Source organism: Stenotrophomonas veracruzanensis (assembly GCF_032911525.1).
In the GTDB taxonomy this organism is placed as follows: Bacteria; Pseudomonadota; Gammaproteobacteria; order Xanthomonadales; family Xanthomonadaceae; genus Stenotrophomonas; species Stenotrophomonas africana.
Genome location: NZ_JAWJTI010000001.1, coordinates 301,428 through 327,009 on the forward strand (window position 1 = coordinate 301,428; position 25,582 = coordinate 327,009).

The following is a 25,582-nucleotide window of genomic DNA, read 5'->3' on the forward strand; positions in this document are numbered from 1 at the left end:
AGTTTCAGCCACGTAGCGGTGAGGTGATGCCTGATCAAGTTCGCATCTGAACTGTGATAGCTGGCACGCAATTTCACCTATCGGAACAGTTCACCACACGGCAGACTGCCTGCGCAGTACCGCATATCCGCAGTTCCTGATCCCTTGTCCAGGAGTGCCGTATGTCCCGTGCCATCCCGCGCGCAACGCGTATGCGCCGCCTCACCGCTTCCGTACTGCAGGCCCTGGCCGTCCCGTCCGTCATGCTGCTGAGTGCCGGCGCCGCCTGGGCGGGCTGTGACAACGCCACCCCGGCCGCAGGCCAGACGGTCACCTGCGACGCCAACGCGCCGAACCCGCAGACCGTTCCCATCACCGCCAATGGCGCGGCCGGCATCACCGTCAATGTCGCCAGCGGCGCACAGCTGCAACAGAGCGGCGGTGCAAGCGCCATCTCGCTGGTCGGCGCAGGCGGGCATCTGTTGTCCAACCTGGGCACGATCAGTTCGGTCGGCGGTGTGGCGGTCCAGCTCGGTGGCGGCAGCCGTGTCGAAAATGCGGGCAGCATCAGCACCGGCAACAACACCGCCCTGCAGTTCGTCGGTGCGGGCGACAGCGTGCTGGTCAACCGCGGAACGATCAGCGGGCGCAGCGGGGTGCAGTTCGGTGCCGGCAATGATCGCCTGGAGATGCAGGCCGGCAGCATCAGCGGCGGGGTCCTGCAGGGCGATGGCAACGACGTGCTGCTGCTGGGCAATGGCACGGTCGACAGCGTCGACCAGGGCAACGGCGATGACCAGATGACCGTCACCGGCGGCACCGTCACCGGCCTGGTGGCGCAGGGCAGTGGCCGCGATGATTTCGTCATGAGCGGCGGCACGATCGGCGCGCTGCAGCAGGGCGACAACATCGATACCTTCCGCATGAGCGGTGGCCGCATCATCGGCGCGTTCGAGGATGGCGACCAGGCCTGGATGACCGCTGGCCGCATCGGCCGCGTCAACATGAAGCTGGACAAGAACCTGTGGGACCAGTCCGGCGGCACCGTGGATGGCAATGTGGTGACCGGCTTCGACACCGACACCATCATCATCTCGGGTACGGCCTACATCGGCGGCAACATCAGCGTCAGCGGCGGCAATGACAGCGTGACCATCACCGATGGCACCGTGCGTGGGCAGGTACTGCTCAGTACCGGTAATGACACCTTCAACTGGAATGGCGGCGGCATCGTCTACGGCGCGATCGACCTGGGGCCGGACGACGACGTGGCCAACCTCAGCAACCTCAACCAGGGCAATCTCGGTGCGGTGCCGCTGTTCGACGGTGGCGCGGGCAACGACAGGCTCAGCTTCAACAACGTCAAGACCACGGGTGTAGGCCGCTTCCAGAACTGGGAGACGATCAGCCTGGCCAACAGCACCGAGCTGTCCTTCGATGGCGATCTGGTGCTGGGCGACAGCGCAACCGGCACCGGCACGCTCACCGTGGATGACACCAGTACCGTGTATGCGGGCAGTGGCGGCCATGCCATCCGTCCGTTCAACAGCGCCGCACTGGTGGAAATGGTCAATGCCGGGCGCATCGACCTGACCGGTACCGGTGCCGGCGACGTGTTCACCGTGCGTGGCAATTATCGCGGTGATGGCGGTGGCCTGTACCTGCGCACCGTGCTGGGCGCGGACAATTCCACCAGCGACCGTCTGGTGATCGATGGCGGTTCCGCCACCGGCACCACCGGCATCGGCGTGCTCAATGCCGGCGGCAGCGGCGCCGCCACGCTGGCCGACGGCATCCTGGTGGTGCAGGCCTTGAATGGTGGCCGCACCGCGCTGGGCGCGTTCTCGCTGTTCGCACCGGTCGCGGCCGGTGCCTACGAGTATTTCCTGTTCAAGGGCGGTGTCAGTGCCGGTACCGGCGAGAACTGGTACCTGCGCTCCACGCTGGTCAGCGGGCCGACGCCGGCACCCAATGGCGGCGGTACTGCCATACCACCACCACTGACGCCGCCGGTGGCACCACCGCCGCCGATCGCCCCGGCGCCGCCGCCGCCGCCCGAAGGCGCCACCGACCCGGACCTGACCGCAGGCGAGACCGCGCCGCCACCACCGCCACCGGAACCGGCGCCGGTGGCGCCGCCCAGCGATCCGGCCGTGCCGGACGTGCCGGTGGCCGGTGGTGCGCTGCCCGGAACCGGTACGCCGCCGACGCCGGGCGCACGCCCCGCCGAGGGCGCAGTGGTACCGCTGTACCGCGTGGAGACTGCGACCTATGCCGTGGTGCCGCCGCTGCTGCGTGAGACTTCGCTGGCCAGCCTGGGTACCTTCCACGAGCGCCAGGGCGAGCAGCGCCTGCTGTACAACCAGGGCACATTCCGTACCGCCTGGGGCCGCTTGGTGGGCCAGAGCAGCGAGATCCACTGGAAGGGCGATGCGCAGCCCGGCTTCGATGGCGATGTGATGGGCCTGCAGGCTGGTCTCGACGTGTGGGCTGCGGCGTCTGACAACCACCGCAACCAGATCGGCGTGTTCGTCGGCCGCACCCGCGCGCAGGGCAAGACCACCGGCCTGGCACTGGGCTGGGAGAACGTACAGGTAGGCCAGAACCGCCTGGACGACAAGCACGTGGGCCTGTACTGGACCTTCACCGACAGCAGTGGCGGCTACATCGATGCCGTGGCGATGCAGAGCCGCTACGACGGCCGCGTGCGTTCCTCGCGTGGGCTCGGCTTCGGGATCAAGGGCGATGGCACCAGCGTGTCGGTGGAGGCCGGCAAGCCGCTGCTGCGGTTTGGGCAATCGGCTTGGTGGTTGGAGCCACAGGTACAGGTGATCTGGCAACGCACCTCGCTGGATGACCGACGCGATGAAGTATCGAGCGTACGCTTCGACAACGACAACGCCTGGACCGGCCGCGTCGGCCTGCGTCTGGCCGGCGATTATCAATTGGCCGACAACGGCTGGCAGCCGTATTTCAAGCTCAATTACTGGCATGGCCGTTCCGGCGAGGACCGCATTCGCTTCGACGACGACGTGATCGTCAATTCGCAGCGCTCGCGCGCGCTGGAAGCCGGCGTGGGTGTGGTCGGGCGTTTCAACCGCACCATCAGCGCCTATGCCGTGGCCGACTACACGCGCGAGCTGGGTGGCGACCGCAACGAGAAGCGCCGCATCATCGAAGGCAACATCGGCCTGCGCGCGGACTGGTGACGGCTTGTGTTCTGGCGTGTGCCGACCAAGGTCGGTACACACCCCGAACCGACGCCATTGACCTGCTCTGGTAGGTGTCGACCTTGGTCGACACGAATCCCTCTGCTGCCGTGACCCTATGGAGCCGAGCACAGACTCGGCTCTACAGCACACTGGCGCGTGGCGAAATCGATCCCGCCATGGCTATTCTACGGCTTCGATACATGACACGGAGCCGTCGTTGCTGGACCTAAGGAATGTTCGTGCCGCCATGCTCGCCACGTTGCTGCTTTCATCTTCGGCCGCTGTTGCAGAGGAAGCAGTGGAGCTACCGTCGCCCGAAGCACGTGAACAGATGCTGCAGCTGCTGGAAGCCCAGTCCCTGTACCGCGACCGCGTAGATTGGAATGACGTGCGCGCGCGCCTGACCGCCGCAGGCGATGACCGCGCGCAACAGCGCCGTGTTCTGGATGAGGCCACAGCACGCAGCAGCGGAGGCCACGGCCGCTGGTTCTCGCCGAGCGAGCAGCGTCAGCGTTCCGAACGTGCCCAGCGCTTGAATGCCGCTCAGGCGACCGCCCTCGCTGCACCGGCACAAGCCAGCGCCCGCATCGGTGTTCTGCGGGTGAGCCCCTTCGTGGAAGATCTGCAACGCAGCGAACCGGAACGCTATGAAGCACGCAAGTCCTACGCGCTGGCGTTGCAGGAGCGTATCGCCGGCCTGGATGACGGCACGCGGTGCGGCTGGGTAGTGGATGTAAGCAGTAATGGTGGCGGCAACATGTGGCCGATGTTGTTCGGTTTGTTGCCATTGCTGCATGGAACGCCGGATGCGCAGGGGGCGTTGATCGGCGCCTTCCGTAGTGCCGATGGATTGCTGTGGTGGCGGCAGAGGGAAGGTGAAGTCGTGCAAGGCAATGCCTCGATGCTGCGTTCGCGGCAGGGCGCGTATCGGTTGCTTGCGGGGACGGCACCGGTGGCGGTAGTGATGGGGGCCGGCACGGCGAGCTCCGGCGAAGCAGTGGCACTCGCGTTTCGAGGGCAACGGGGAAGTCGCAGTTTCGGTCAGCCCAGCGCAGGCTTCTCTACTGGCAATCGACCCACGACGCTAGTGGACGGCACCACCTTGTTGTTGACCCACAATGTGATGACCGATCGTAACGGCCAAGGCGACGGTGGCAGAATGCAGCCGGATCAGGCTACGGCCAGCGGACAGGCCACCCTTGCCGCCGCCCAAGCCTGGCTGCTGGCCCAGCCCGCCTGCCAAGGCCGCTGATCCATGATCCTGATCGGCCAACAGGAACGGGTGCTGATCGTCGGCCCCACCGAAGCGCACCACTGCCTGCGCTGCCAGACGGAAACCGAGTTCGCGCCGCAGCTGCGCTACAAGATGGCGCGCATCGACCTGCTGTTCGGGTTCACCTACCAGCGCCGCTACGAACTGGCCTGCACCCGGTGCGAGCACGGCTGGGTGCTCGATACCGAGACCATGGACCAGCAGCTGGGCGGGGTGCCGATCCCGTGGCGGCACCGCTTCGGCCTGCCGTTGATGCTGGTGGGGGTGGCCGGCCTGGCGGCGTTGGGCTGGCTGTGGCGGCACGGATTCCTCGGTTGAGGACCGGGCCTGTTAAAGTCTGCCCTGCAACCACGTACCGGAACCGACCATGGACCACGACACCCCGTTCGAACCCCTCAACGACCTCGAGGTGCGCCTGCTGCAGGCCCAGGACGGCACGCTGACCGCAGCGCAGTTCCTCGACGGCCTGCTGACTTCGACGGCGTTCGTGCTGCTGGACAAGGCCATTGGTGAGGATGGCGCCTGGGACGAAAGCATCTCGCCGCTGGTGCTGACCAGCGAGAGCGGCGAGCCGATGTTCGCGGTGTTCACCGCCCCCGAGCGCGCCGGCCTGTGGCACGAGCAGCTGCCGCAGTTCGCGCATGCCATGCCGATCGCGGTGCACGCGCTGCTGGCCGGTATCGGCGACGGCGTCGGCCTGGTGCTGAACCCGGGCCTGGACGTGGGCATGGAGATGATTCCCGATGCCGTGGCCCAGCTGAAGCAGCGTGCGGCGGCGATCACCCGTGGGATGGCGCACTGAATCCAGTGATTGTCTGGTTGCCGGCCAGCGGCCGGCACTACCCGTTGTGCCGGACGGCGGCGATGGCTTGCAAGCGCGTCCTGTTCAATGGAGAGGAGCATCGTGGGCAAGCGTTCCAACCGATCGCTATGGGTCCATGAAATCGGCCTTCTTGCGGGTTTGGCACTGGCAGCTGCGTTCATCACCCGGTTCAATCCGGTGGAGACGCTCCGGTTGGGTGGATGGCTGTTCCTCTTGATGCAACCCATCTTGTTGGGAGCTCATGCTGTCGACTACTTCTCGCGCAAGCGCCGTCGATAGACGGGTGATGTGAAGGTGCCGGCCAGCGACCGGCACTACCCGGTGCTTCAGCGTGCGGCGGCGATGGCTTTCACGCGCGCCTTGGCAAGCGCTTCACCGATGGCCGGGCCCTTCAGATGGGTGGTATCCAGGTCCCGCGCCTGCACTGACAGCGCCGCCTGGTGCAGGCGCTTGAGCGTTTCGCCCTGCGGGTAGTCGGCGTCCTCGAAGCCGAGCCGGCCTCGCTTGTCGGCCTCGCAGCACAGTGCGATGCGCGCCACCCGTTCCGGTCGGCGCAGCGCATCACAGCGGCCCAGCAGTTCCAGCACGGTGGCATCGCGCAGTTCGTCGATGCGGTGCACGTTCAAGTGCTCGCGGCACACCGCTTCAGCCAGCTGCTGGTGCTCGGCGGGAATCTTCAACCGCGCGCACAATGCCTTCAGCGGCTTGATGCCACGCTGTTCGTGCATGATGTGGCGCGGCCATTCCTCCGGCGGTGTCAGGCCCTTTCCGAGATCGTGGGTGAGGGCAGCGAAGCCGACCAGGTCATCACCCGGTGCCAGTTTCGCGGCCATGTCGCTGACCATTTCCTGGTGGATGCCGGTGTCGACTTCCGGGTGGAATTCGGCACGCTGCGGCACGCCATACAGTGCTTCCAGCTCGGGCAGGATCGGGCCCAGTGCCTGCGCATCGTGCAGCGTGCGCAGGAAGGCGGAGGGTTGGGCACTGACCAGTGCTTTGCGCAGTTCCTGCCAGACGCGCTCCGGCACCAGTGCGTCCAGCTCGCCACTGGCGGCGACCTCGCGCATCAGCGCCATGGTCTCTTCGGCGACGGTAAAGCCCAGTGGCGCGAAGCGCGCCATGAAGCGTGCCGCGCGCAGCACGCGCAGCGGATCCTCGACAAAGGCCGGACCGACATGACGCAGCACGCGTTGCTCGATATCGCGAACGCCGCCGTAAGGATCGACCAGCATGCCGGTCTCCTCATCGCAGGCGATCGCATTGATGGTGAAGTCGCGGCGCTGCAGGTCTTCTTCCAGCGTCACTGCGGGATCGGCATCGACCACGAAGCCGCGATAGCCACGGCCGGATTTGCGCTCGGTGCGCGCCAGTGCGTATTCCTCGCCGGTCTTCGGGTGCAGGAATACCGGGAAATCGCGGCCGACGGCGGTGTAGCCCTGCGCTTCCATCTGCGCGGGCGTGGCGCCAACCACCACCCAGTCGCGGTCGCCGGCAGGGCGCTGCAGCAGGCGGTCGCGTACGGCGCCGCCGACAAGATAGATCTTCATGGGGGGATGATCGCATGGCCGGTGCAGATGTTCCGGTAGTGGCGGCCGCTGGCCGGCAATCGCAGCCATCCCGAAGCTGCCGGCCAGCGGCCGGCACTACCGACGCAACGGCGTTACGGCAGGCCGCGCCACTCCGGCACGAACAGGCCGGCCAGGAACCACAGGCCGTAGACGATCCACAGGCAGAGGAAGTACAGCTTGATCTGCGCTTCGTCCCACAGGCTGCCCCAGCTGTCGACGAAGGCCAGCGACTTCCAGCCTTCCATCCAGGCCGCGCCACCCCAGCGCAGCACCCAGGTGGCGAACAGGCTCCAGGCGGTGAATATCCCGATCCAGGCCAGCAGGCTCATTGTTTCCCCCTCCCCGGGAATGGATACCGGGTGGTGCCGGCCAGCGGCCGGCGCCACCGCAGTGCGATCAATCGCCGCCCTGGTCGGCGTTTGCGGCGCAGCTGAAGCGCTTGCGCTTGTCCACCAGGCGGCCCATCAGGCGGTCGCTCAGCGGCAGTGCATCACCGTTGAGGCGCCAGTCGTAGATCACGCTGAAGGCCAGAACACGGGCGACGTACTCGCGGGTTTCCTTGTAGCTGATGGTCTCGATCCACAGGTCCGGATCGAAGCCTGGGCGCTGGCTCTGCCAGCGTGCGGTCGGGGTCGGGCCGGCGTTGTAGGCGGCGATGGTCACGTACGGCAGGCCGTCGTACTTGTTCATCAGCTGGCGCAGGTAGGCGGTGCCGATGGCGATGTTGGTGTCCGGGTCGTACAGGCTGTCGGCACCGCCGTAGCCGGTCAGGCCGATCGACTTGGCCACGCCGGCACCGGTGGCTGGCAGCACCTGCATCAGGCCCATGGCGTTGGCAGGCGAGCGCGCACGGGGGGTGAAGGTGCTCTCGGCGCGGATCTCCGCCGCCACCCAGGCCGGGTCGATTGCGTTGCGCGCCGATTCGCGGCGGATGGTGGCGTCGTGGTGCAGCGGGAAGCGCAGGTCGTACAGGCGCTGCTCCTGCGGCTGCTTGCCGAGCGCGAACACGGCGCGGTCGAACCAGCCGTTGTCCTGCGCGACGCGCACGGCGAGGCGACGCTGGGTGTCATCGAAGCGCGACAGCGCACTGTTCCATTCGGCCACGGCCCAGCCGGCACGGTCGATCTGGTACAGCGCCATTGCGCGCTGGATGGCCGGGTCGCGCGCGATCACCGCCTGCGCCTGTGCGCTGTCGTTCGGCTTCCAGGGGCACAGGGTATAGCCCTGCTGCAGCTTGTCGGCGGCCAGGAACCCGTGGAAGGTCGGTGCACGTGCCGCATCGCGGAACAGCGGCTGGGCCTGCTGGGCCTGGCCGGTCTTTTCCAGCATGCGGCCTTCGAAGTAGCGCCAGCGCGGGTCGCTGCGCTGCTTGCTGCCCATCTTGCGGATCGCGGTCAGCGCTGCCGGCCAGTCGCCGCGCGACATCGCTTCGCGCACGCGCCATTCGTGCAGGCGTTCGTCATACGCCGATTCCGGCACCGCGTTGAGGCGGCGTGCCGAATCGGGCAGGTAGGAAGCCACCGTCCACAGCGCGATCTGGTACAGCACCTGGCCCTGCTGCTCGGCACTCAGGCCCAGCGCCTGCGCGTACTGCGGCAGCTGCTGTTCGGTGGCGCCCGGGTCGGCCTTGGCCAGCTTGGCCAGGCCATCGGTGGCGATGCGCCGGCTGCGCTCGTTGCGCGGCCAGTTCAATGCGCTGGCATTGGGCTTGTCGACAAAGGCGGCGTAATTGTTGGCCAGCGCCAGGTCGGTGGCAGGCAGGCCACGTGCGGCGCTGCGCATCACGGCCGGCTGCTGGGCGTCGGCGGCGGCATCGATGCGTTCCCAGCGCAATGCGTCACTCAGTCCGCCCTGTGCCTGCAGTACGGCGAAAACGGCGTCACAGCCGTCTGGCAGCGACTTGCCGTTCTTGCGCCACAGGTCCTGCGCTTCACTTATCCACTGCGGATCGACCTTGCCGGTCACCTGCCGTGCGGTCAGCTGCGCACAGCGCAGGCCGGCGTTGTCGGTGGGAACCCAGTTGGCGAGCAGGGTGGGCCAGTCCTGGCGGCGTGCGACCGAGGGCAGCCACACACTGCGGAACGTGTTGGCCACGGCCTGGCCGTCATAGCGCTTGAGGAAGGCTTGCGCCTGCGCGGAATCGACGGTGTCGATGTTGCGTCGCAGGTTGGCGTATTCCAGCCAGCCATAGGCCGGATGGCGGCTGAGCGCAGCGGCCTGGCCGGGGTCGAACTGGCCGCGTTCGGCAGCTGCGATCGCAGCCTTCAGCTGCGCGTTCTGGGCGTCGAGGGACTGGGCATTGGCGCAGCCGATCAGCAGCGTGGTGGCCAAGGGCAGCAGGGACAGGGCAGTTGAAGTGCGTCGGGTCATGGCGCTGAGCATAGCGGGCGATGGCTGAATTCAGTTTCGCATTGCGTGCACGCGATGGGTCGGCAACGGCAGCTGAATGCCACAGCGCTGGGCACTGCCTTGCAGGTCCGCAGGCACCGTAGTGTCGACCTCGGGCGAACGGCCCGGCTGCAGGGAGCGGCACATGGCGTTCAGTAGCGCAGGAAGAAGCGGCCCGCTGGCGGACATCAATGTCACGCCACTGGTGGATGTGATGCTGGTGCTGTTGATCATCTTCATCGTGACCGCGCCGATCGTGGCCCGGCCGATTGCCGTGCAGTTGCCACAGGCCACCGATCGCGTGGTCGACCGTCCCGAACCGCCCCCGCCGATCGAGCTGCGCCTGGACGCATCGAACCAGCTGAGTTGGGATGGCCAGCCGATGGCCATCGGCGATCTGCAGGCGCGCCTGCAGGCACAGGCGGGCGAACATGCCGGCAACCTGCCGGAGCTGCGCATCGCCACCGATCCGTCAGCCGAGTACGAAGGCATGGCGCGGATCCTGGCTGCCGCCGAGGCCACCGGCATGGAGCGCATCGCCTTCGTGCAGTGAGTTTCGTGCGGTGAGTCCGGCAACGGGCGGCCTGCCGATGGCAGGCCGCTCCTACTGCGAGGGAACGTGGCATGCGATACGGGACACAGCGCGCGGCCCCACTGATGGTCATCCCCAATCTGGCACCGCTGGTGGATGTGTTGCTGGTGCTGCTGGCGCTGGTGATCACCACGCTGCCGATGGCGCAGGCGACCGGCCTCCTGGCGTTCCAGCAGCGCACCTCGTGCCCACCCTGGCCGGCGTCCTCACCCCAGCCGATCAATTTGCGCATCGATGCAGCGGGGGCGGTGTTCTGGAATGGCCAGCCGCTGGACGCTGCTGCGTTGCAGCGGCACCTGATGCAGGCGCAGCAGATGCCGCAGCAGCATCGCCCCTGGGTGCACCTGGCGACCGCCGACGACACCGACTACGGAGACATGGCACGCGTGCTGCTGGCCGTAACCCAGCATGGGCTGCGCGTCGACGCGCCCGGCCCCTAGCACCTGCACCGACAAGTCCCCTTGATGAGCTGTGCCGGATCTCGGCGAGCGCTGTCGCAGCCGGCATCAAGGCTGCACGCTGTGAACAGTATCGTCCGGTCATAACCTGCAACTATCTGACGCAATCGCCTGCCATTTGCGTCAATTCCGCGTGAAAGAGTGTCGATCGTCACGCCGGGATTTTTACCACTTGTTTACAAAGGAGACGCTGCCGCCATGCAGGGGGGCGCGGCAGTCCATGTCCCGACATTCCTTTGGAGAGAGAGCGAATGAATCACCTGCACCACCGCCCGTTGGCGGTTGCCGTCGCGCTGTGCGTGATGACCCTGGCACCGTTGGGTGCCGCTGCACAATCCACCACCAACCTGGATGCGGTGGAAGTCACCGGTACCCGCATCAAGCGCGCTGAAGTCGAAGGCCAGGTGCCGATCCAGACGCTGACCCGCGGTGATATCGAACGCACCGGCCTGACCTCGATCGGCGAAGTCCTCCAACAGCTCACCGGGTCCGGTTCCGCGCTCAACGCCAAGTTCAACTCGTCGGGCAACTTCGGCTTCCCACCGGATGGCAGCGGTGTGGGCGCCGGCTCGGCGCAGGTGGACCTACGCCATCTGGGGGCCAAACGCGTGCTGGTGCTGGTCGATGGCATCCGCTGGGTCAATGAATCGTCGGCGTCCGGTGTGGGCTCGGCCACCGATCTCAATACCATTCCGCTGGCCATCGTCGAACGCATCGAAGTGCTGGAAGATGGCGCGTCGTCGCTGTACGGCTCCGATGCCATTGCCGGTGTGGTCAACATCATCACCCGTCGCGATTTCGATGGCGGCCAGGTAACGCTGAACTACGGTGAATACAGCAAGGGCGACGGCACGCAGAAGGGCGTGGACCTGGCCTGGGGCAAGAGCGGTGACCGCTACAGTCTGTTCCTGGGTGCCAGCTGGACCAAGCAGGACCCGGTGTTCGCCAAGGACCGCGAGCAGTCGCGCTTCCCGATTCCAGGCACCGGCCTGGCCTTCGGCAGCGGCGGCATTCCACAGGGCCGTTTCATGTTCACCGATCCGAACACCGGGGCGGTGCAGAACATCGTGCCCAATACCGGCGTGAGCAACCCGCGTTACGACGGCAGTGCCGGCTGCACGCGCACCGATGACTATCACTGCTTCACCAGCGCTGATCGGTTCAATTTCGCCGAATACAACATGGTGCTGACACCCTCGGAGCGTAAGGGCCTGTTCGGCCAGTTCCGCTTCGACATCACCGACAACGTGCAGTGGTACGTCAAGGCCCTGGGCAACCGCCGCGAGTCGACCAACCAGGCCGGTCCGGAGCCGCTGTTCTTCGGTCCCGATGGCGCCACCGGCAATCCGCTGGCCGACAACATCACCGTGTCAGCACTCAACCCGTACAACCCGTTCGGCTTCGATCTGGTTTCCGGCGACAACATGAGCCTGATCGGCCGGCGTCCGGTGGAAGGCGGTGCGCGCGTGTTCAAGCAGAAGGTGGACACCACTTACTTCGCCACCGGCCTGGTCGGTGACTTCCATGCCGCCGACCGCAGCTGGTACTGGGACGTCAACGGCATGTACAGCAAGAACAAGGCCGAACAGACCAACTACGGCAGCTATGACATCTACAAGGTGAACATGGCGCTGGGCGATCCGGGGGTGTGCGCGGCCACGCCGGGCTGCGTGCCGCTGAACATCTTCGGCGGCGTCGGTTCGATCACCCCGGACATGCTGAAGTGGATCCAGCCGGTGGTGCGCGATCGCAGCCAGAACGAGCTGAGCCTGTTCACCGCCAACCTGTCCAGCGAGCTGTTCTCGCTGCCGGCCGGTCCGGTGTCCTTCGCCACCGGCTTCGAGTACCGCAAGTACAAGGGCTCCTACCAGCCGGATCCGCTGACGGTGATCGGCCACTACAACGGCGTGCCGTCACAGCCGACCTCCGGTTCCTACGACGTCAACGAGGCCTACCTGGAGTTGAGCGTGCCGATCTTCGCCGATTCCTCGTTCGGCAAGAAACTGGACCTGAGCCTGGCTGGTCGTTATTCGGACTACTCCACCTTCGGTGGCGAGTTCACGCCCAAGTACGGCCTGCGCTGGCAGGTGACCGATGACTTCGTGCTGCGCACCACCTACGCCGAGGGCTTCCGCGCACCGTCGATCGGTGAACTGTACGGCTCGGCGGCGCGTGCCGACCTGCAGCTGTTCGACCCGTGCTCGGTGGGCCTGGGCGGCACGCCGCCGCGTGGCAGCGCGGCCAACTGTGCCACGCTGGGCGTGCCGGCCGGCTTCCAGCAGGCCAACTCGCAGATCTCGGTGACCACCGGCGGCAACCGCGAGCTGGAGCCGGAACGCTCGCGCAGCTTCAGTGCCGGTTTCGTGTGGAGCCCGTGGTTCGGCAACAACGCCTCGTGGTCGGAGCGCTTCGATGTGGAGGTGACCTTCTACCGCCATGCCATCGACGGTGCGATCCAGGCGATCAACGCGCAGACCCAGCTGGACCTGTGCGTGGATACGCTGGATCCGATCTACTGCAATGGCATCACCCGTGCCAGCACCGGTGCGGTCAGCAGTTTCAACAACCGCCTGACCAACCTGGGGTCGATCAAGACCGATGGCTGGGACGTGGACCTGTTCTGGACCCTGCCGCAGACCTCCATCGGCCAGTTCAAGCTGGGTTGGAAAAACACCTTCGTCGGGCGTTACGAGGCCACCGGCGCGGCCGGGCAGAAGCAGCCGCAGAAGCCGGGTGTGGAAGTGGCTGACAGTTCGATTCCGGAATGGACCAGCAATGCCAGCATCGGCTGGACGTTGGACCGCTGGAGTGCCAACTGGACCGTACGGCACATCTCTGAGCTGACCGAAAACTGCGGTGACGCTGCTGCCTTCCCGGTGTGCAGCGACCAGGCCGCAGGCACCAACACACTGTCGGCCACCACCTTCCACGACATGCAGGTGGGCTACAAGATCGACTGGATGAAGGGGCTGCAGCTGACAGCTGGCCTGAACAACGTGTTCGACAAGGATCCGCCGATCTGCCTGTCGTGCTCGTTGAACGGCTACGACGCCTCGACCTACGACATCCCGCGTGGCCGCTACTGGTACCTGCGCGCGGATCTGCGCTTCTGATGAAGGTGCGGCGCCGGGCTCGGCCCGGCGCCGCCTTGCTGGTGTAGAGCCGAGCCCGCGCTCGGCTGATTCTCTGAGCCGAGCATGGGCTCGGCTCTACAGGTGCGGGGCGATCGTGCCCCGCGCCTGCTCAGAACGCCCAGGTGAACGTCAGCGAGCCGTTGCGGCCATCACCGAACGCGCCGTAGCCGTTGATCTGCGACAGGTACTTCTTGTCCAGCAGGTTGTTGAGGTTGGCCTGCACGCTGAACTCCGGCGAGATGCGGTAGCGCACGAAGGCGCTGACCAGTGCATAGCCGCTCTGCTCGATGCGGCCGTAGGCCGGCACCGGATAGTAGATGCGGTTCTGCCAGTTGGCACCGCCACCGACGGTCAGTGCCTGCAGCGACTGCGGGGCGTAGCTGGTGAACAGCTTCAGCGCGGTCTGCGGCAGGTTGGTATTGATGTCGGCACCGTTGATGTCCTTGGCCACGTAGCGCGACGCACCGAAGGTGGCATTCCAGCCCGGGGCCAGTTCACCGTTCAGCTCGAACTCGAAGCCACGGCTGACCGTGCCACGCGCGGCGCGGTAGGCGGTTTCGCCGCCGGTACCGCCGATGACCGGCTCACCGGTGGACTGGCCGACGTTGTCCTGTTCGATGCGGAACACTGCCAGCGAGGCGTTCAGGCGGTTGTCGAACCAGGCACCCTTGACGCCCACTTCGTAGCTCTTGCCATCGACCGGTTCCAGGTAGCTGCCGTTGCGGTCCTTCAGCGTCTGCGGCTGGAAGATTTCGGTGTAGCTGGCGTAGGTCGAGTAGGTGTCGTTGATGTCGAACACCAGGCCGGCATACGGCGTGGTGACCTTGTGCGCGCGGTCGGCGCCTTCGCCTTCGCTCTTCCAGTCGGTGTAGCGGGCGCCGATGATCAGCTTCAGCGGATCGGCCAGCGACAGGCGTGCGGCGGCGTAACCGGCCTTCTGGGTGATTGTGCCTTCGCTGGCCAGTGCCAGCGGGTTCCAGTTCGGCTCGCTGATGTTGCCAGTCCAGTTCAGATAGCTGGCGAACGGGTCCCAGGTCTGGCCCGCGCCACCGACCTGGTAGTCGCCGTAGTTGGCGTACTCGCGCTTGTTGTAGCTCAGGCCGGCCATGAACTGATGTTCGCGGCCGAACAGCTGGAACGGACCGTCGACATAGCCGTCCACGCCGGTGACCTTGCGCTCGGTGTTGTAGAAGCCCGCCGAGGGCGAGATGCCCGCGCCGGTGGTCTTGTCGAAGTACGACGCGCCGCTGGTCCAGTCGTTGTACGCCGGGTAGAACAGCTTGTCGTCGGCCTTGGTCTCATCGTGGGTGGCGCCGACCTTGAACTTCCAGCCATTGCTGAAGGCATGCTGCAGGGTGGCGAAGGCGCGCTTGCTGGTGGTATCCCAGTAGGTCCAGTTCGGGCTGGCGTTGAAAGATTCGTCGTAGCCCGTGCGCGAGCCATCGGAGTACAGCATCGGGAAGCCGCCCCAGGTCGCGCCGTTGGCGCGCTTCTGCTGGTAGTCGTAGCCCACGCTCAGCTGCGTGTCCGGGGTCAGGTCGGCGTCGATGACCGCATAGCCCAGCGTCTTGCGCTGGTTGTAACGGTCCATCTGGCCGTCGGTGTCCAAGTAGCTGCCGATCACGCGGCCGCGCACGGTGCCGCTGGCGTTGAGCGCGCTACCCACGTCAACGGTGGTGCGGGTACGGCCCCAGCTGCCGACGTTCACCGACACGCTGCCGGCCAGCTCGGCGCTGTCGGCATGCTTGCGCACCAGGTTCACCGACGCGGACGGATTGCCAGCACCGCTGAGCAGGCCGGTGGCACCACGCACCACTTCCACGCGGTCATACAGCGCCAGGTCCAGGCCGGAATCGCCGTAGCTCCAGTTCTGCACCATCTGCGTCGGCAGGCCATCGAACTGGTAGGCATCGATGTAGAAGCCGCGCGCGTAGAACTCGGTGCGCTCGCTGTCGGACTGGGTGCTGGTCACGCCGGTGGTATTGGCCAGCACGTCGATGATGTCGTCCAGCTTCTGATCTTCGATGCGCTGGTGGCTGATGATGCTGACCGACTGCGGGATTTCGCGCGGCGCCAGGTCGAAGCGGGTACCGGCCGAGGTGCGGCGCACCGAATAGCCTTCGGCGCGCTCGCCCTTGACCACCACCTTGTCGAGCGTGGTCGGGTCGGCGGCGGTGTCGGCGAAGGCGGCCGGGGCCACGGCGCAGAGAACGGCGAGCACGGCAACGGACAGCCGCTGCGGCTGCAGGGTACGGAAGGCGGGACGGGTCATGGGGGTCCTGGACGAGCACGCGCGTTCGGCCGTCATCCAGGAGGCGATGCGCTACGGGTAGGGGAAGGGCGGGCAGGCCGTCCTGGCACCACCGGAAACGAAAGAAATGGTAATACGAACTATTCCTATTTACAAATCATGAACAGATCGGTCCGCGGGTACGCGGTGGCGGTCAGTGCAGCAATGGCAGCGGATCGCGGGGGCCGTTCGAGCCGTAGATGCCCCAGTGCAGGTGCGGGGGCGTGCCCTTGGCATTGCCGCTGTCGCCAACATGACCGAGAAGGTCTCCTGCCTGCACCACCTGGCCGCGCGACAGACCCTCGGCCCAGTCCTCCAGATGCGCGTAGTAGTAGCGCTCGCGCCCGGGCCCGATCACCCACACCTGGCGGCCGCCGAGTCCGCGCTCGCTGACATCCGCAACGACACCGGCCGTGGCGCTGCGCACTGGCGTGCCGCGCTTGGCGAAGATGTCGATGCCGGCGTGGGAGCGGTCGCGGCCACGTGGCGCACCGAAGGTATCGGCGATCTGGCGTGGCCGCACGCCGTCCACCGGCACCGGCAGTTGCGTGGCCGGCGGCATACGAGAGAGTGTCCACAGCAGTTTCGGTGCAGCGGCCCATGGGCTGTTCCACAGCGCCATCGCGGCGACGAGGGCGATGGCCAGCCACAGGCCGCGCAGCAACCAGCGGCGAAGGCGGTGGGCAGAGGAGGGCGGTGTACTCATGGTATCGAAGTGTAGAGTCGAGCCACGCCCGACTGCTTCAGCTTTGCGGTCAAAAGGCAGTCGAGGCTGGCTCGACGCTACAGAGCCGGTGTCAGCGGGACTTCGAAACTCCGCTTCAACGTGCCCAGTGCCACCGAGGTGCGGAAGCGCTCGATGTTGTCATCGCCACCGAACAGGCGCTCGGTGATCGCCTCGTACTCTTCCATCGACGCCGCCGAAAGCAGCAGCAGGAAATCGCCATCGCCGGTGATCGAGTAGCACTGCTGCACGGCCGGGTCGTCCTGCACGCGGCGCTTGAACGGCGCCACGCGTTCGCGCTGCTCGCTGACCACGCGCACCTCCACGATGATGGTCAGCGGTCGCCCGACCTTGGCTGCAGCGACCACCGCCACATTGGCCGCGATCACGCCGCTGTCCTGCAGGCGCTTGATGCGGCGCTGCACGGCCGGCGTGGACAGGTGCACGGTCTCGGCGATTTCGCGCTGCGGCAGGGTGTTGTCCCGCTGCAGCAGGTCGAGGATGGCGCGATCATAGCTGTCGAGCACGGGGGCGGTGGCCATGGCGAGCAGAAGTTGCACGAACGGGCTGTCAATTGAGCCAAGTGCTCGGCGCCGGCGCAATAGACTTTGCCCATGCAGACCTCACGACTCGCGCCGATGTTGCCGGCGCTGGCGGTGCTTGGCTCGGTCACCTCGCTGGCCATCGGCACCTCCTACGCAAAACACCTGTTCCCGCTGATCGGCGCCCAGGGCACCAGCGCGCTGCGCGTGGGCTTCTCGGCGCTGTTGCTGCTGCTGTTCTGGCGGCCGTGGCGCTGGAAGACCAGCCGCGTGGATGCGATCACCATCCTGCGCTACGGGCTCACCCTGGGCCTGATGAACCTGCTGTTCTACATGGCCCTGCGCACGATTCCCTTCGGCATCGCGGTGGCCATCGAATTCACCGGGCCGCTGACGGTGGCGATGCTGTCATCACGACGCCCCATCGACTTCGTCTGGGTGGGCTGCGCGGTGGTGGGGTTGCTGCTGCTGTTGCCGCTGGGCGGTGGCCCGGCGCTGGACCCGGCCGGCGTGCTGTATGCGATGGGCGCAGCGGCGTGCTGGGGCCTGTACATTGTGTTCGGCAAGCGTGCCGGCCACCTGCACGCCGGGCATTCGGTGTCGCTGGGGCTGCTGGCAGCGTCGCTGGTGGTGGTACCGGTGGGCGTGGTGCATGCCGGCGCCGCGCTGCTGGACCCGAAGATCCTGGCGGCCGGCCTGCTGGTGGCGCTGGTCTCCAGCGCGATCCCGATGTCGCTGGAAATGATGGCGCTCAAGCGCCTGCCGAAGGAGACCTTCGGCATCCTGATCAGCATGGAACCGGCGGTGGCCGCACTGTGGGCCATGCTGCTGCTGCACGAGCACCTGCATGGGCTGCAGTGGCTGGCGATCGGCTGCACGGTGCTGGCCTCGGTGGGCAGCACGACGACCGCGCGGCGCCTGAAGGCACCCGTCACCGCCTGAAAAAAGGGGACGGAGGGGATTAAGTCGTTTATGCCCCGATTTAGGGGGGGCGCCGGGCGGCGGCCGGCGCAGAGCGTGCGGACCAACGGTCCGCACCTACCGTAAGGGCGAGTCAGCGCAGGGCGTCGGCCGGGACGTCGATCTGCATCGCCAGGGCGAGGTGATCGGAGAACGCGGCTGGTACGGCTTCCACGGTACGAGTCTGCAGGCCACTGCTGACCAGGATGTGGTCGATGGCGCGGTCGGGGCGCCAGCTGGGGAAGGTCGGCACGATGCAGCCCGGGGGCTGCAGCCGGGTCTTCTGGTACAGCACCTGCATTTCCGGGCGTTCGGCCAGGCAGTTGAAGTCGCCCATCAGCACCGCGTTGGGGTGGTCGGACAGCAGCTCGGCGATGAAGCCCAGCTGCGACATCCGCGAGCCCGCGCCCAATGACAGATGCGCCACCGCCACCGCCAGGCCATCGGTACCCTCGCCGAACTTGGCCAGCAGCACGCCGCGCCCGCCGATGCGGCCGGGCAGGGCATGGTCCTGCACTTCCACCGGTTCCAGCTTGCTCAGCAGGCCATTGGCACTGGATGCCACGCCGCCCATGCGCCGGTTCGGCTGGTGGCTCCAGTAGTTGAAGCCGGCGCGCTGGGCCAGGTAGTGGGTCTGGTTGGTGAAGCCCGAGCGCAGGCTGCCCGGGTCGGCCTCCTGCAGGCCGACGATGTCATGGTCGCGCGCCAGGGTGGCGATCGCGTCCAGGCTGCTGCGCTTGCGCCCCGCCGGCAGCGCATGTGACCAGCTGCGGGTCACATAGTCGCTGTAGCGGCGGGTACTTGAGCCGGCCTGGATGTTGGCCGTCAGCAAGCGCAGGGTCCGTGTACGGGGGGAATTCACGGCCGGGAAATGCTTCTCTTGGATCAGTGAGCCTGGGCCGCACCGCGTTCGCGGGCGATCAGGTGGTCGGCGATGCGCAGCATGTCCGGGAAGCTCTTGCCCTTCACCAGGTACTTGCCGTTGACGATGATCGACGGGGTGCCGCTGATCTGGCTGCGCTGGGCGAACTGCTTGGCCGAGTTGGTCTTGGCGTTCACCGCGAAGCTGCCCATGGTGGCGGCGAACTGCTTCGGATCCACGCCATAGGCGGCGTAGAACTTGGCGATGTCTTCCACCGAGTCACGGCCGCGCTCGCCCTTCAGGGTCTTCTGCGAGTGGATGGCGGCGTACAGCGCTTCGTGGGTCTTTTCCTGCACGCCCAGGGTCTGCGCGGCGTAGAAGGCACGGGCGTAGTCATCCCAGGTGCCGCCGAACATGGCCGGCACGTAGACGAAGTTCACGTCGCTGGGCAGGCCGGCCTTCCACGGGCCGACCAGCGGCTGGAATGCGGCGCAGGCCGGGCAGACGTAGCCGAAGATCTCGGTCACTTCGATCTTGCCGGCAGCCGGCTGGAACGGCTGGCCGTTCGGGATCACCTGGTAATCGGCGCCTTCCACCGGGGCCGGGCCGGTCAGCGCGGCGGTGGTCGGGGCCGGCGCCGCGGCGGGGGCGGCTTCGGCCGGGGCCTTTTCGCCTTCGGCGGCAGCCGGAGCGGTGCCTTCGCTGCCCGTGGCCGGCGCAGCGGCCGGTTCGGCGGTGGCCGGGGCGGCTGCCGGTGCGGCCGGGGCCGCGGTGGTGTTGGTGCTGCCGTCATCAGCCTTGCAGGCAGCCAGGATCGGCAGCAGCGCTGCGAGGGCGAGGGCGTAACGGATCTTCATGGAAACGTCTCCAGCATCTGGAAAGGTGGGGGCCGGCGCCAGGCGCCAGCCAGGGGGAAATGATGACATGCGGCGGCGACAGCGCCGTGTCGAGGGTGGGCGTTGGTTCAGCGGCCGCGGGCGGCGCGGGCCTGGGCGATCAGCGCCGAGGCGATGCGCAGCTGGTCGTCGAAGCTGTTGCCCCGCACCAGGTACTGGCCGTTGATGATGATGGCCGGGGTGCCCGGGATCTTGGTGCGCTGGGCGAACGCGCGCGCGGCCTCGACCTTCTTCTGCACGGCATCGCCGCGCAGGGCCTGGAGGTAGCGGTCCGGGGTCACGCCGTAGGCCTTGTAGAACGTGGCGAGCTCATCGGCCGAGACGTTCTGCATCGGCAGCGATCCCTGCTCGTGCAGGGCCTTGAACACGGCAGCGTGGCTGCGCTTGGCCACGCCGACTTCGTCGGCGGCGTAGTAGGCCAGTGCCCAGGCATCCCAGGCGCCACCGAAGGCCGCCGGCACCGGGGTGAAACGCACGTCGGCCGGCAGCTTGGCCGCCCAGGCTTCCAGCTGCGGTTCGAAATGGGCGCAGTGCGGGCAGGTATAGCCGAAGACCTCGACCACCTCGATCTTGCCGGCCAGCGGCTGGAACGGGCCCGGCTGGGCGATGCGTTCGTAGTCTTTGCCCTCGACCAGCGGGGCATTGGCGGGGGTTGCGGCGCAGGCCACCAGGGGCAGCAGCACCAGCACGGACAACATCAGGCGGGAAATCAACCTCATCGACACGCATCTCCGTTGAAAAAAGCAACGCCGGCGCGGTCGCCGGCGTGAAGGAAACATACCGCAGGCGAGGGCCGCGGTGGCGGCCCGGGCCGACCAGCGGTGGTCAGGGCGCGGCAGCCGGTTGTACCGGCGTGGTCGCCACGGCCACGTCGTCGGCCTTGTTGTGCAGGCCCTGCAGGTAGCTCGACAGCGCCTGCACCTCCTGCTCGCTGAGCTTCTGCGCGACCGTGGCCATGATCTGGAAGTGCGTCTTGTCGGTCTCGTTGGTCTGGCCGGCCTGGTATTCCTGCAGGCGGCGCGCGACATAGCTGGCGTGCTGCCCACCGAGGTGCGGATAGGCCGGGCCGGGATTGCCGGCACCGCTGGGGCCGTGGCAGGCCATGCAGGCCGGCAAGCCACGCTTGGCATCGCCGCCGCGGTACAGCTGCTGGCCGATCTCGTAGAACTTCATGCCCTTGTAGGGGCCGTCAGTGACCGCCGTGTCATCGGCGATGCCGGCGGTGCCCTTCTGCGTGGCGAAGAACGCACCGATGTCGCGCATGTCCTGCGGGGTGAGGTTCTGCACGAACGGCACCATCGCCACCGCCGCACCGGAGCTGCGCTGCCCATTGGCGATCAGGGCCATCTGCTGGGCCACGTAGCGTTCGCTCTGGCCGGCGATGGACGGGTACATCTCCACCGTGGAGTTGCCATCGGCGCCATGGCAGGCCGCGCAGGCCGAGGCCTTGGTCTGGCCGGCCTTGGCATCGCCCCAGTGGGTCTTGCTGAAATCCACCTCCAGCGAGGCGGTGTTGATCGGCCCGTTGTCGGGCAGCGGGGTCAACGTGGTCTGCGCGAACGCAGCAGCGGCAACGACTACAGCAGTGGCAAGGGCGGATACGGCAAGAACGCGAGCGTGGCGCATGCTGAAGCTCCGTATGGACCGGGCCGGGCGGTGGCCGCCGGCATCGCCCGGATTATCAACGCCGTTTCCGCACACGGTCAACGCAGCAGTGCAGCAAAATGCCCGCAAAGGCCGCCGGCACGGGCGCGCGGCGCCGCAACATGCGATCCTAGGCACATGTCATTGCTCATCGAACGCGCCCGTTACCACCTTTCGGCCCACAACGTGCGGCAGCTGCCGCCCGACGAAGGGGCCGAAGTGGCCTTCGCCGGCCGCTCCAACGCCGGCAAGTCCAGTGCGCTCAACGCGCTGACCCGCCAGAACGCCTTGGCCCGTGTCTCCAAGACCCCCGGCCGGACCCAGCAGCTGGTGTTCTTCCAGGTCACCCCGGAAGCGCATCTGGTCGACCTGCCCGGTTACGGCTACGCCAAGGTACCGCTGGACCTGCAGGCGCACTGGCAGGCCTTCATCGACAAGTACTTCCGCACCCGCGAGGCGCTGAAGGGCCTGGTGGTGGTGATGGACATCCGCCATCCGCTGAAGGACTACGACCGGCAGATGCTGTCCTACGCCGTGCAGCGCGGCCTGCCGGCGCATGCCCTGCTGACCAAGGCCGACAAGCTCAGTCGCAGCCAGCAGATGCAGTCCCTGCAGAAGGTGCGCAAGGAACTGCAATCGGCCTACGGCGACAGCGTCAGCGTGCAGGTGTTCTCCGGCGAAGACCGCACCGGCGTGGACGAAGCCCGCGGCGTGATCGGTGGTTGGCTGGGGCTGGAATAAGGCATTGCCGGTCGCCCGGCTGGCAGCCGGGCGCCACCGATCGACTTCCTGGTAGTGCCGGCCGCTGGCCGGCAACCTCACCGACCGTGGTGGGCACCTCATTTCAACGGCGAATACTCCGCCGGCACCCACGCATAGGCCTTGCCCTCGCCACGCACATGGCCCAGGCCGGGGAACGGCAGGTGCGCACCGGCCACCCACCAACCATTGGCGGTGGCCTGCTGCAACAGCCCCCGCCGGCTGGCGATGGCCGCCTTGCGGTCCGAATCCGCCTCGAATGCCGCTTCCGGATGCGCGAACTGCACGGCGTGGAAGTGCAGCACATCGCCCCACACCAGCAGCGACTGGCCCTGGCTGTCGAACCGGTAGGAGACATGGCCGGGGGTGTGGCCATGGGTGTCCATCGCCACCGCGCCGCCGGGCAGGGCATCGCCGGGGCTGAAGGTGCGCAGGTGGCCGCTGGCCTGATACGGCGCCACCGCGTTGCGTGCCAGCGGGAAGGCGAAGCGCACACCCTTCGGCGCGGTGGCCTCGCTGGCAGGGTTGAGCCAGTAATCGGCATCGGCCTTGGACAGCCACACCGTGGCATTGGGATAGGCCGGCTTGCCCTGTGCATCGAGCACGCCACACAGGTGGTCCGGATGGGCGTGGGTCAGCAGCACCTCATCCACCTCGGTCGGGTCGACGCCGGAGGCGCGCAGGTTGCCCGGCACTTGGCCCAGGCCGGGGCCAAAGCACTGCGCGGTGCCGGTGTCGACCAGGGTCAGGTGGTTGCCCTGGCGCACCAGGAAGGCGTTGATCGCGGTCTGCAGGCCTTTCTTGTCCTCAGGTACATAGCGGCCTTCGAGCAGGCGGCTGACCAGCGTCGGCGGCACGTCCACCACTTCCTGCCGACCCAGCGCGACCACGCCGTCGAACAGGGCGGTGACCTGCAGCGCACCGATGCGCTGGTGGTAGACGCCGGGCACCTGCTGGGTGGGGGCGGGCGAGGTGGCTTCGGCCAACGCGGCCAGTGGCAGGGACGACAGGGCCAACAGCAGGGCGCCGTGCAGCGGCAGGTGACGCAGGGTCATGGCGGTTCTCGGTGGACGACGGACGATTCCGTTGCTGCATAGCGTGCCGTGGCCGACGTGTGCGCGGCGCTCAAACCACTACGCGGAATGCTCAGGGAAGGGGTGTTGTCTGCAGGGCTGCGCCCTGCACCCGCAGAGGCAACGACAACTGCCGAAGCAACAGCCGAAGCAACAGCCGAAGCAACAGCCGAAGCAACAGCGACAGCGGGCTATCCGTGGGATGGCGGGGTGGGTCCGGTTGCGGGAGACGCCGTAAACCCCTCCATGGGGGCTTAGCCGCGGCTTGCTCGTGTGCGCTGTCCTGCGCACACGGCAAGACCGGGGCGGGGCATCCTGCCCAACCCGCCCGAGGTATACCTCGGGCCCATGCCGCGGACACTCCCGCAACCGGACCCACCCCGCCTTCGACAGTTTTCCGCGATCTGTCGGAACGACGTATTGCCCTGGTGGGTGTCGACCTTGGTCGACACAGTAGATCCACGCCATGCGTGGATGACTCATTTGATATCTGACAGATGTGTCGACCAAGGTCGACACCTACCAACAGCCGCCGGAATCTGTCGAAGGCGGGGCACTGTGGGTTTGCGGGGTGTGAGCCGCATGGATGCGGCGACCAAGCCCCCATGGGTGAGGGCGCTTTGCTTGCGAAGCACTGCTTCGCAAGCGCCCGAACGCACAGCCGCCAGCGGCTGGGCCGGCCTGTGGGTTTACGGCGTCCCCGCAAACCCACAGTGCCCCGCCATCCCACGGAATGCACGCTGTTGCTGTTGCTGTTGCTCCGCCTCTTGCACTCGCTTCGGCAGGTGCAGGGCTGCAAGCCCTGCCGAACCCCCTCAAATGTCTGTGGGAGCCAGTCCGTACTGCTCGGCGAAGCGCTTGCTGAAACTCGCCGCAGACCGGTAGCCCGCGCGTGCGGCGACGGTCTTCAACGGCAGGTCGGTGGTATAGAGCAGCTGCATGCCATGCGCCAACCGTGCCTCGGTGAGCAGCTGACGCAGGCTGGTGTCCTCGGCGGCGAGTCGACGGCGCAGGGTGGCGCCGCTCAGCGCGAACTGCTCTTCCACGTCGCGCGATTGCCAGTCGCGTGCCGGTTCGGCGGCGATGCGGTCGCGGATCTGTTCGCCTAGGCTCGGTGCCTGCGGCAGCAGCAGGTTGCCATGGCCCTGCCGGCACAGCGTCAGCACCAGTGAGGCCAGGGCCAATCGTGCTTCACTGTAGCGGCCGTCCTGCAGCGATTGCCGCCACTGGCGCAGCACCGTAGCGTGTTCGATCAACGGCAACCGCGCCATCGACTGGCCCGGCGCGGGAAGTTCCTCGCTCCACAGCGTGCGTGCGGCTGCCAGCACCTCGGCACACAGTGGCACGATGGCACTGAGATAGCGGCCAGTGCGTGGATCGGGGCTGTTGACCACATCGATGCGGCAACGCTGGGTCAGCAGCAGGATGTCGCCGGGAACGAACTCCAGCGACTGGTGTGCGGTACGCACCTGCTTGCGGCCTTCCAGCAGGATCGCGAACTGCGGTTGCGGAATCTCCACCGAGCTGGCGCCATGTTCGCGACGTGCGGTGATGCAGGCATAACCTTCGGCGCGTGCGCAGCCAGCCAGGCTGGCCATCTCGGCCAGCAGTGCGGTGGCCGGGGGCAGCATGGCGGTCATGTCACGTGCGCGCCGAGCAGGCGACCGACGCCGGCGGCCGCGGCCATCGCCAGGGCGCCCCAGAACATCACCCGGATCGCGCCGCGTACCGGCGGTGCGCCGCCGGCCCGAGCCGCCATCGCGCCGGTCAGGCACAGGCCGAGCAGGGTGCTGGCCGTGGTCATCATCGCAACCTTGTCCACCGGCGCGAGCAGGGCGGTCAGCACCGGCAGTGCCGCGCCGCAGGTAAAGGCTCCGGCCGAGGCCAGTGCCGCCTGCAGCGGGCGCGCGCGCAGGGTATCGGTGATGCCCAGCTCGTCGCGTGCGTGGGCGCCCAGCGCATCGTGGGCGGTAAGCTGTTCGGCCACCTGCCGTGCCAGCGCAGGCTCCAGGCCGCGGTGGCGGTAGATCGCGGCCAGCTCTTCCAGCTCGCTGTGCGGGTCTTCGTGAAGTTCGCGCTTTTCCATCGCCAGGTCGGCGTCTTCGGTGTCGGCCTGGGTCTGCACCGAGACATACTCGCCGGCGGCCATCGACATCGCGCCGGCCACGGTGCCGGCCACGCCGGTGGCCAGGATGGTCGCAGCCGAGGCGCCGCTGGCGGCCACGCCGACCACCAGGCCGGCCACCGAGACGATGCCATCGTTGGCGCCCAGCACGGCGGCACGCAGCCAGCCGACACGCTCGGAGCGGTGCAGTTCGGGGTGTCGTGAATGGCGGCTCATGGCCTTGAGTGTACGAGGGTCAAGAGGGCGTCGGTAGGATGCTGAAACCCGTCACCGTCGCATG

Annotated in this window: 23 protein-coding genes; 10 read left to right on the forward strand and 13 right to left on the reverse strand. The window is 67.2% G+C overall.

What is annotated here, in order from left to right; genetic code table 11:
• Positions 1 to 161: 161 nt before the first annotated feature.
• From R1H25_RS01365 to R1H25_RS01385, 5 genes are all read left to right on the forward strand, one after another.
• A complete protein-coding gene (locus R1H25_RS01365; protein WP_317222400.1) occupies positions 162 to 3,188 on the forward strand; it encodes an autotransporter outer membrane beta-barrel domain-containing protein in 3,027 nt (1,008 codons plus the stop codon).
• 118 nt (positions 3,189 to 3,306) lie between these two features.
• Complete coding sequence (locus tag R1H25_RS01370) at positions 3,307 to 4,443, forward strand: S41 family peptidase (RefSeq protein ID WP_317222401.1); 1,137 nt, start codon at positions 3,307 to 3,309, stop codon at positions 4,441 to 4,443.
• A 3-nt stretch (positions 4,444 to 4,446) separates the two neighbouring features.
• On the forward strand, positions 4,447 to 4,782 hold the full coding sequence (locus R1H25_RS01375; RefSeq protein WP_312558146.1) for a hypothetical protein: 336 nt from the start codon (positions 4,447 to 4,449) through the stop codon (positions 4,780 to 4,782).
• 49 nt (positions 4,783 to 4,831) lie between these two features.
• Positions 4,832 to 5,266 carry an SseB family protein gene (locus tag R1H25_RS01380; protein ID WP_005419309.1) on the forward strand — a complete coding sequence of 145 codons (435 nt, stop codon included), beginning with the start codon at positions 4,832 to 4,834 and terminating at the stop codon, positions 5,264 to 5,266.
• Between the two features lie 102 nt (positions 5,267 to 5,368).
• Entirely contained in the window at positions 5,369 to 5,566 is a 198-nt protein-coding gene (locus tag R1H25_RS01385) for a hypothetical protein (RefSeq protein WP_317222402.1), read from the forward strand.
• 47 nt (positions 5,567 to 5,613) lie between these two features.
• Here the strand turns inward: R1H25_RS01385 and R1H25_RS01390 are convergent, their stop codons facing one another.
• From R1H25_RS01390 to R1H25_RS01400, 3 genes are all read right to left on the reverse strand, one after another.
• The gene (locus tag R1H25_RS01390) at positions 5,614 to 6,834 is read right to left on the reverse strand and encodes a multifunctional CCA addition/repair protein (RefSeq protein ID WP_317222403.1); all 1,221 of its coding nucleotides are present in this window, start codon (positions 6,832 to 6,834) and stop codon (positions 5,614 to 5,616) included.
• 113 nt (positions 6,835 to 6,947) lie between these two features.
• Positions 6,948 to 7,184, reverse strand: coding sequence for a hypothetical protein (locus tag R1H25_RS01395; RefSeq protein WP_317222404.1), 237 nt, complete (start codon positions 7,182 to 7,184; stop codon positions 6,948 to 6,950).
• Between the two features lie 67 nt (positions 7,185 to 7,251).
• Entirely contained in the window at positions 7,252 to 9,237 is a 1,986-nt protein-coding gene (locus R1H25_RS01400; RefSeq protein ID WP_317222405.1) for a transglycosylase SLT domain-containing protein, read from the reverse strand.
• 151 nt (positions 9,238 to 9,388) lie between these two features.
• On the opposite strand from R1H25_RS01400, the gene R1H25_RS01405 reads away from it, so the two are divergent.
• The 3 genes from R1H25_RS01405 to R1H25_RS01415 all read left to right on the forward strand — a co-directional run bounded on the left by R1H25_RS01405 (position 9,389) and on the right by R1H25_RS01415 (position 13,406).
• Positions 9,389 to 9,796, forward strand: coding sequence for a biopolymer transporter ExbD (locus R1H25_RS01405; RefSeq protein ID WP_057499299.1), 408 nt, complete (start codon positions 9,389 to 9,391; stop codon positions 9,794 to 9,796).
• A gap of 104 nt (positions 9,797 to 9,900) precedes the next feature.
• Positions 9,901 to 10,275, forward strand: a complete 375-nt coding sequence (locus R1H25_RS01410; protein ID WP_317222406.1) for a biopolymer transporter ExbD — start codon at positions 9,901 to 9,903, stop codon at positions 10,273 to 10,275.
• 269 nt (positions 10,276 to 10,544) lie between these two features.
• A complete protein-coding gene (locus tag R1H25_RS01415; protein ID WP_317222407.1) occupies positions 10,545 to 13,406 on the forward strand; it encodes a TonB-dependent receptor in 2,862 nt (953 codons plus the stop codon).
• 130 nt (positions 13,407 to 13,536) lie between these two features.
• Here the strand turns inward: R1H25_RS01415 and fhuE are convergent, their stop codons facing one another.
• The 3 genes from fhuE to R1H25_RS01430 all read right to left on the reverse strand — a co-directional run bounded on the left by fhuE (position 13,537) and on the right by R1H25_RS01430 (position 16,983).
• Entirely contained in the window at positions 13,537 to 15,699 is a 2,163-nt protein-coding gene (gene fhuE, locus R1H25_RS01420; protein ID WP_317222408.1) for a ferric-rhodotorulic acid/ferric-coprogen receptor FhuE, read from the reverse strand.
• Positions 15,700 to 15,871: 172 nt separating this feature from the next.
• Entirely contained in the window at positions 15,872 to 16,423 is a 552-nt protein-coding gene (locus R1H25_RS01425) for a M23 family metallopeptidase (RefSeq protein WP_317222409.1), read from the reverse strand.
• Positions 16,424 to 16,500: 77 nt separating this feature from the next.
• Positions 16,501 to 16,983: an Lrp/AsnC family transcriptional regulator gene (locus R1H25_RS01430; protein ID WP_317222410.1), complete on the reverse strand. Its 483-nt coding sequence runs from the start codon at positions 16,981 to 16,983 to the stop codon at positions 16,501 to 16,503.
• Between the two features lie 72 nt (positions 16,984 to 17,055).
• On the opposite strand from R1H25_RS01430, the gene R1H25_RS01435 reads away from it, so the two are divergent.
• The gene (locus R1H25_RS01435; RefSeq protein ID WP_317222411.1) at positions 17,056 to 17,925 is read left to right on the forward strand and encodes an EamA family transporter; all 870 of its coding nucleotides are present in this window, start codon (positions 17,056 to 17,058) and stop codon (positions 17,923 to 17,925) included.
• Between the two features lie 112 nt (positions 17,926 to 18,037).
• Here R1H25_RS01435 and R1H25_RS01440 read toward each other — a convergent pair whose 3' ends face one another.
• The 4 genes from R1H25_RS01440 to R1H25_RS01455 all read right to left on the reverse strand — a co-directional run bounded on the left by R1H25_RS01440 (position 18,038) and on the right by R1H25_RS01455 (position 21,327).
• Positions 18,038 to 18,775: an endonuclease/exonuclease/phosphatase family protein gene (locus R1H25_RS01440; protein ID WP_373695544.1), complete on the reverse strand. Its 738-nt coding sequence runs from the start codon at positions 18,773 to 18,775 to the stop codon at positions 18,038 to 18,040.
• Between the two features lie 53 nt (positions 18,776 to 18,828).
• Positions 18,829 to 19,662 carry a thiol:disulfide interchange protein DsbA/DsbL gene (locus tag R1H25_RS01445; protein ID WP_014648402.1) on the reverse strand — a complete coding sequence of 278 codons (834 nt, stop codon included), beginning with the start codon at positions 19,660 to 19,662 and terminating at the stop codon, positions 18,829 to 18,831.
• A 107-nt stretch (positions 19,663 to 19,769) separates the two neighbouring features.
• A complete protein-coding gene (locus R1H25_RS01450) occupies positions 19,770 to 20,420 on the reverse strand; it encodes a thiol:disulfide interchange protein DsbA/DsbL (protein ID WP_317222413.1) in 651 nt (216 codons plus the stop codon).
• 106 nt (positions 20,421 to 20,526) lie between these two features.
• Positions 20,527 to 21,327 (reverse strand): c-type cytochrome, encoded by an 801-nt coding sequence (locus tag R1H25_RS01455; RefSeq protein WP_317222414.1) that lies wholly within the window; start codon positions 21,325 to 21,327, stop codon positions 20,527 to 20,529.
• Between the two features lie 156 nt (positions 21,328 to 21,483).
• Between R1H25_RS01455 and yihA the strand changes: the two genes are divergently transcribed.
• Positions 21,484 to 22,086 (forward strand): ribosome biogenesis GTP-binding protein YihA/YsxC, encoded by a 603-nt coding sequence (gene yihA / locus R1H25_RS01460; protein ID WP_005411022.1) that lies wholly within the window; start codon positions 21,484 to 21,486, stop codon positions 22,084 to 22,086.
• 98 nt (positions 22,087 to 22,184) lie between these two features.
• Here the strand turns inward: yihA and R1H25_RS01465 are convergent, their stop codons facing one another.
• The 3 genes from R1H25_RS01465 to R1H25_RS01475 form a co-directional block, all read right to left on the reverse strand.
• Complete coding sequence (locus R1H25_RS01465; protein ID WP_317222415.1) at positions 22,185 to 23,159, reverse strand: MBL fold metallo-hydrolase; 975 nt, start codon at positions 23,157 to 23,159, stop codon at positions 22,185 to 22,187.
• A gap of 833 nt (positions 23,160 to 23,992) precedes the next feature.
• Positions 23,993 to 24,817 (reverse strand): helix-turn-helix transcriptional regulator, encoded by an 825-nt coding sequence (locus R1H25_RS01470; protein ID WP_049448867.1) that lies wholly within the window; start codon positions 24,815 to 24,817, stop codon positions 23,993 to 23,995.
• Positions 24,814 to 25,518 (reverse strand): VIT family protein, encoded by a 705-nt coding sequence (locus R1H25_RS01475; RefSeq protein WP_049448864.1) that lies wholly within the window; start codon positions 25,516 to 25,518, stop codon positions 24,814 to 24,816. The genes R1H25_RS01470 and R1H25_RS01475 overlap by 4 nt, the downstream gene beginning before the upstream one ends.
• Positions 25,519 to 25,582: the final 64 nt, after the last annotated feature.

What these genes read in the sequence shown, in the direction of transcription:
- R1H25_RS01365 (WP_317222400.1), top strand. Translation starts at nt 162, where the DNA reads ATGTCCCGTGCCATCCCGCGCGCAACGCGTATGCGCCGCCTCACCGCT.
- R1H25_RS01370 (WP_317222401.1), top strand. Translation starts at nt 3,307, where the DNA reads ATGGAGCCGAGCACAGACTCGGCTCTACAGCACACTGGCGCGTGGCGA.
- R1H25_RS01375 (WP_312558146.1), top strand. Translation starts at nt 4,447, where the DNA reads ATGATCCTGATCGGCCAACAGGAACGGGTGCTGATCGTCGGCCCCACC.
- R1H25_RS01380 (WP_005419309.1), top strand. Translation starts at nt 4,832, where the DNA reads ATGGACCACGACACCCCGTTCGAACCCCTCAACGACCTCGAGGTGCGC.
- R1H25_RS01390 (WP_317222403.1), bottom strand. Translation starts at nt 6,834, where the DNA reads ATGAAGATCTATCTTGTCGGCGGCGCCGTACGCGACCGCCTGCTGCAG.
- R1H25_RS01395 (WP_317222404.1), bottom strand. Translation starts at nt 7,184, where the DNA reads ATGAGCCTGCTGGCCTGGATCGGGATATTCACCGCCTGGAGCCTGTTC.
- R1H25_RS01400 (WP_317222405.1), bottom strand. Translation starts at nt 9,237, where the DNA reads ATGCTCAGCGCCATGACCCGACGCACTTCAACTGCCCTGTCCCTGCTG.
- R1H25_RS01405 (WP_057499299.1), top strand. Translation starts at nt 9,389, where the DNA reads ATGGCGTTCAGTAGCGCAGGAAGAAGCGGCCCGCTGGCGGACATCAAT.
- R1H25_RS01410 (WP_317222406.1), top strand. Translation starts at nt 9,901, where the DNA reads ATGGTCATCCCCAATCTGGCACCGCTGGTGGATGTGTTGCTGGTGCTG.
- R1H25_RS01415 (WP_317222407.1), top strand. Translation starts at nt 10,545, where the DNA reads ATGAATCACCTGCACCACCGCCCGTTGGCGGTTGCCGTCGCGCTGTGC.
- fhuE (WP_317222408.1), bottom strand. Translation starts at nt 15,699, where the DNA reads ATGACCCGTCCCGCCTTCCGTACCCTGCAGCCGCAGCGGCTGTCCGTT.
- R1H25_RS01425 (WP_317222409.1), bottom strand. Translation starts at nt 16,423, where the DNA reads ATGAGTACACCGCCCTCCTCTGCCCACCGCCTTCGCCGCTGGTTGCTG.
- R1H25_RS01430 (WP_317222410.1), bottom strand. Translation starts at nt 16,983, where the DNA reads ATGGCCACCGCCCCCGTGCTCGACAGCTATGATCGCGCCATCCTCGAC.
- R1H25_RS01435 (WP_317222411.1), top strand. Translation starts at nt 17,056, where the DNA reads ATGCAGACCTCACGACTCGCGCCGATGTTGCCGGCGCTGGCGGTGCTT.
- R1H25_RS01445 (WP_014648402.1), bottom strand. Translation starts at nt 19,662, where the DNA reads ATGAAGATCCGTTACGCCCTCGCCCTCGCAGCGCTGCTGCCGATCCTG.
- R1H25_RS01450 (WP_317222413.1), bottom strand. Translation starts at nt 20,420, where the DNA reads ATGAGGTTGATTTCCCGCCTGATGTTGTCCGTGCTGGTGCTGCTGCCC.
- R1H25_RS01455 (WP_317222414.1), bottom strand. Translation starts at nt 21,327, where the DNA reads ATGCGCCACGCTCGCGTTCTTGCCGTATCCGCCCTTGCCACTGCTGTA.
- yihA (WP_005411022.1), top strand. Translation starts at nt 21,484, where the DNA reads ATGTCATTGCTCATCGAACGCGCCCGTTACCACCTTTCGGCCCACAAC.
- R1H25_RS01465 (WP_317222415.1), bottom strand. Translation starts at nt 23,159, where the DNA reads ATGACCCTGCGTCACCTGCCGCTGCACGGCGCCCTGCTGTTGGCCCTG.
- R1H25_RS01470 (WP_049448867.1), bottom strand. Translation starts at nt 24,817, where the DNA reads ATGACCGCCATGCTGCCCCCGGCCACCGCACTGCTGGCCGAGATGGCC.
- R1H25_RS01475 (WP_049448864.1), bottom strand. Translation starts at nt 25,518, where the DNA reads ATGAGCCGCCATTCACGACACCCCGAACTGCACCGCTCCGAGCGTGTC.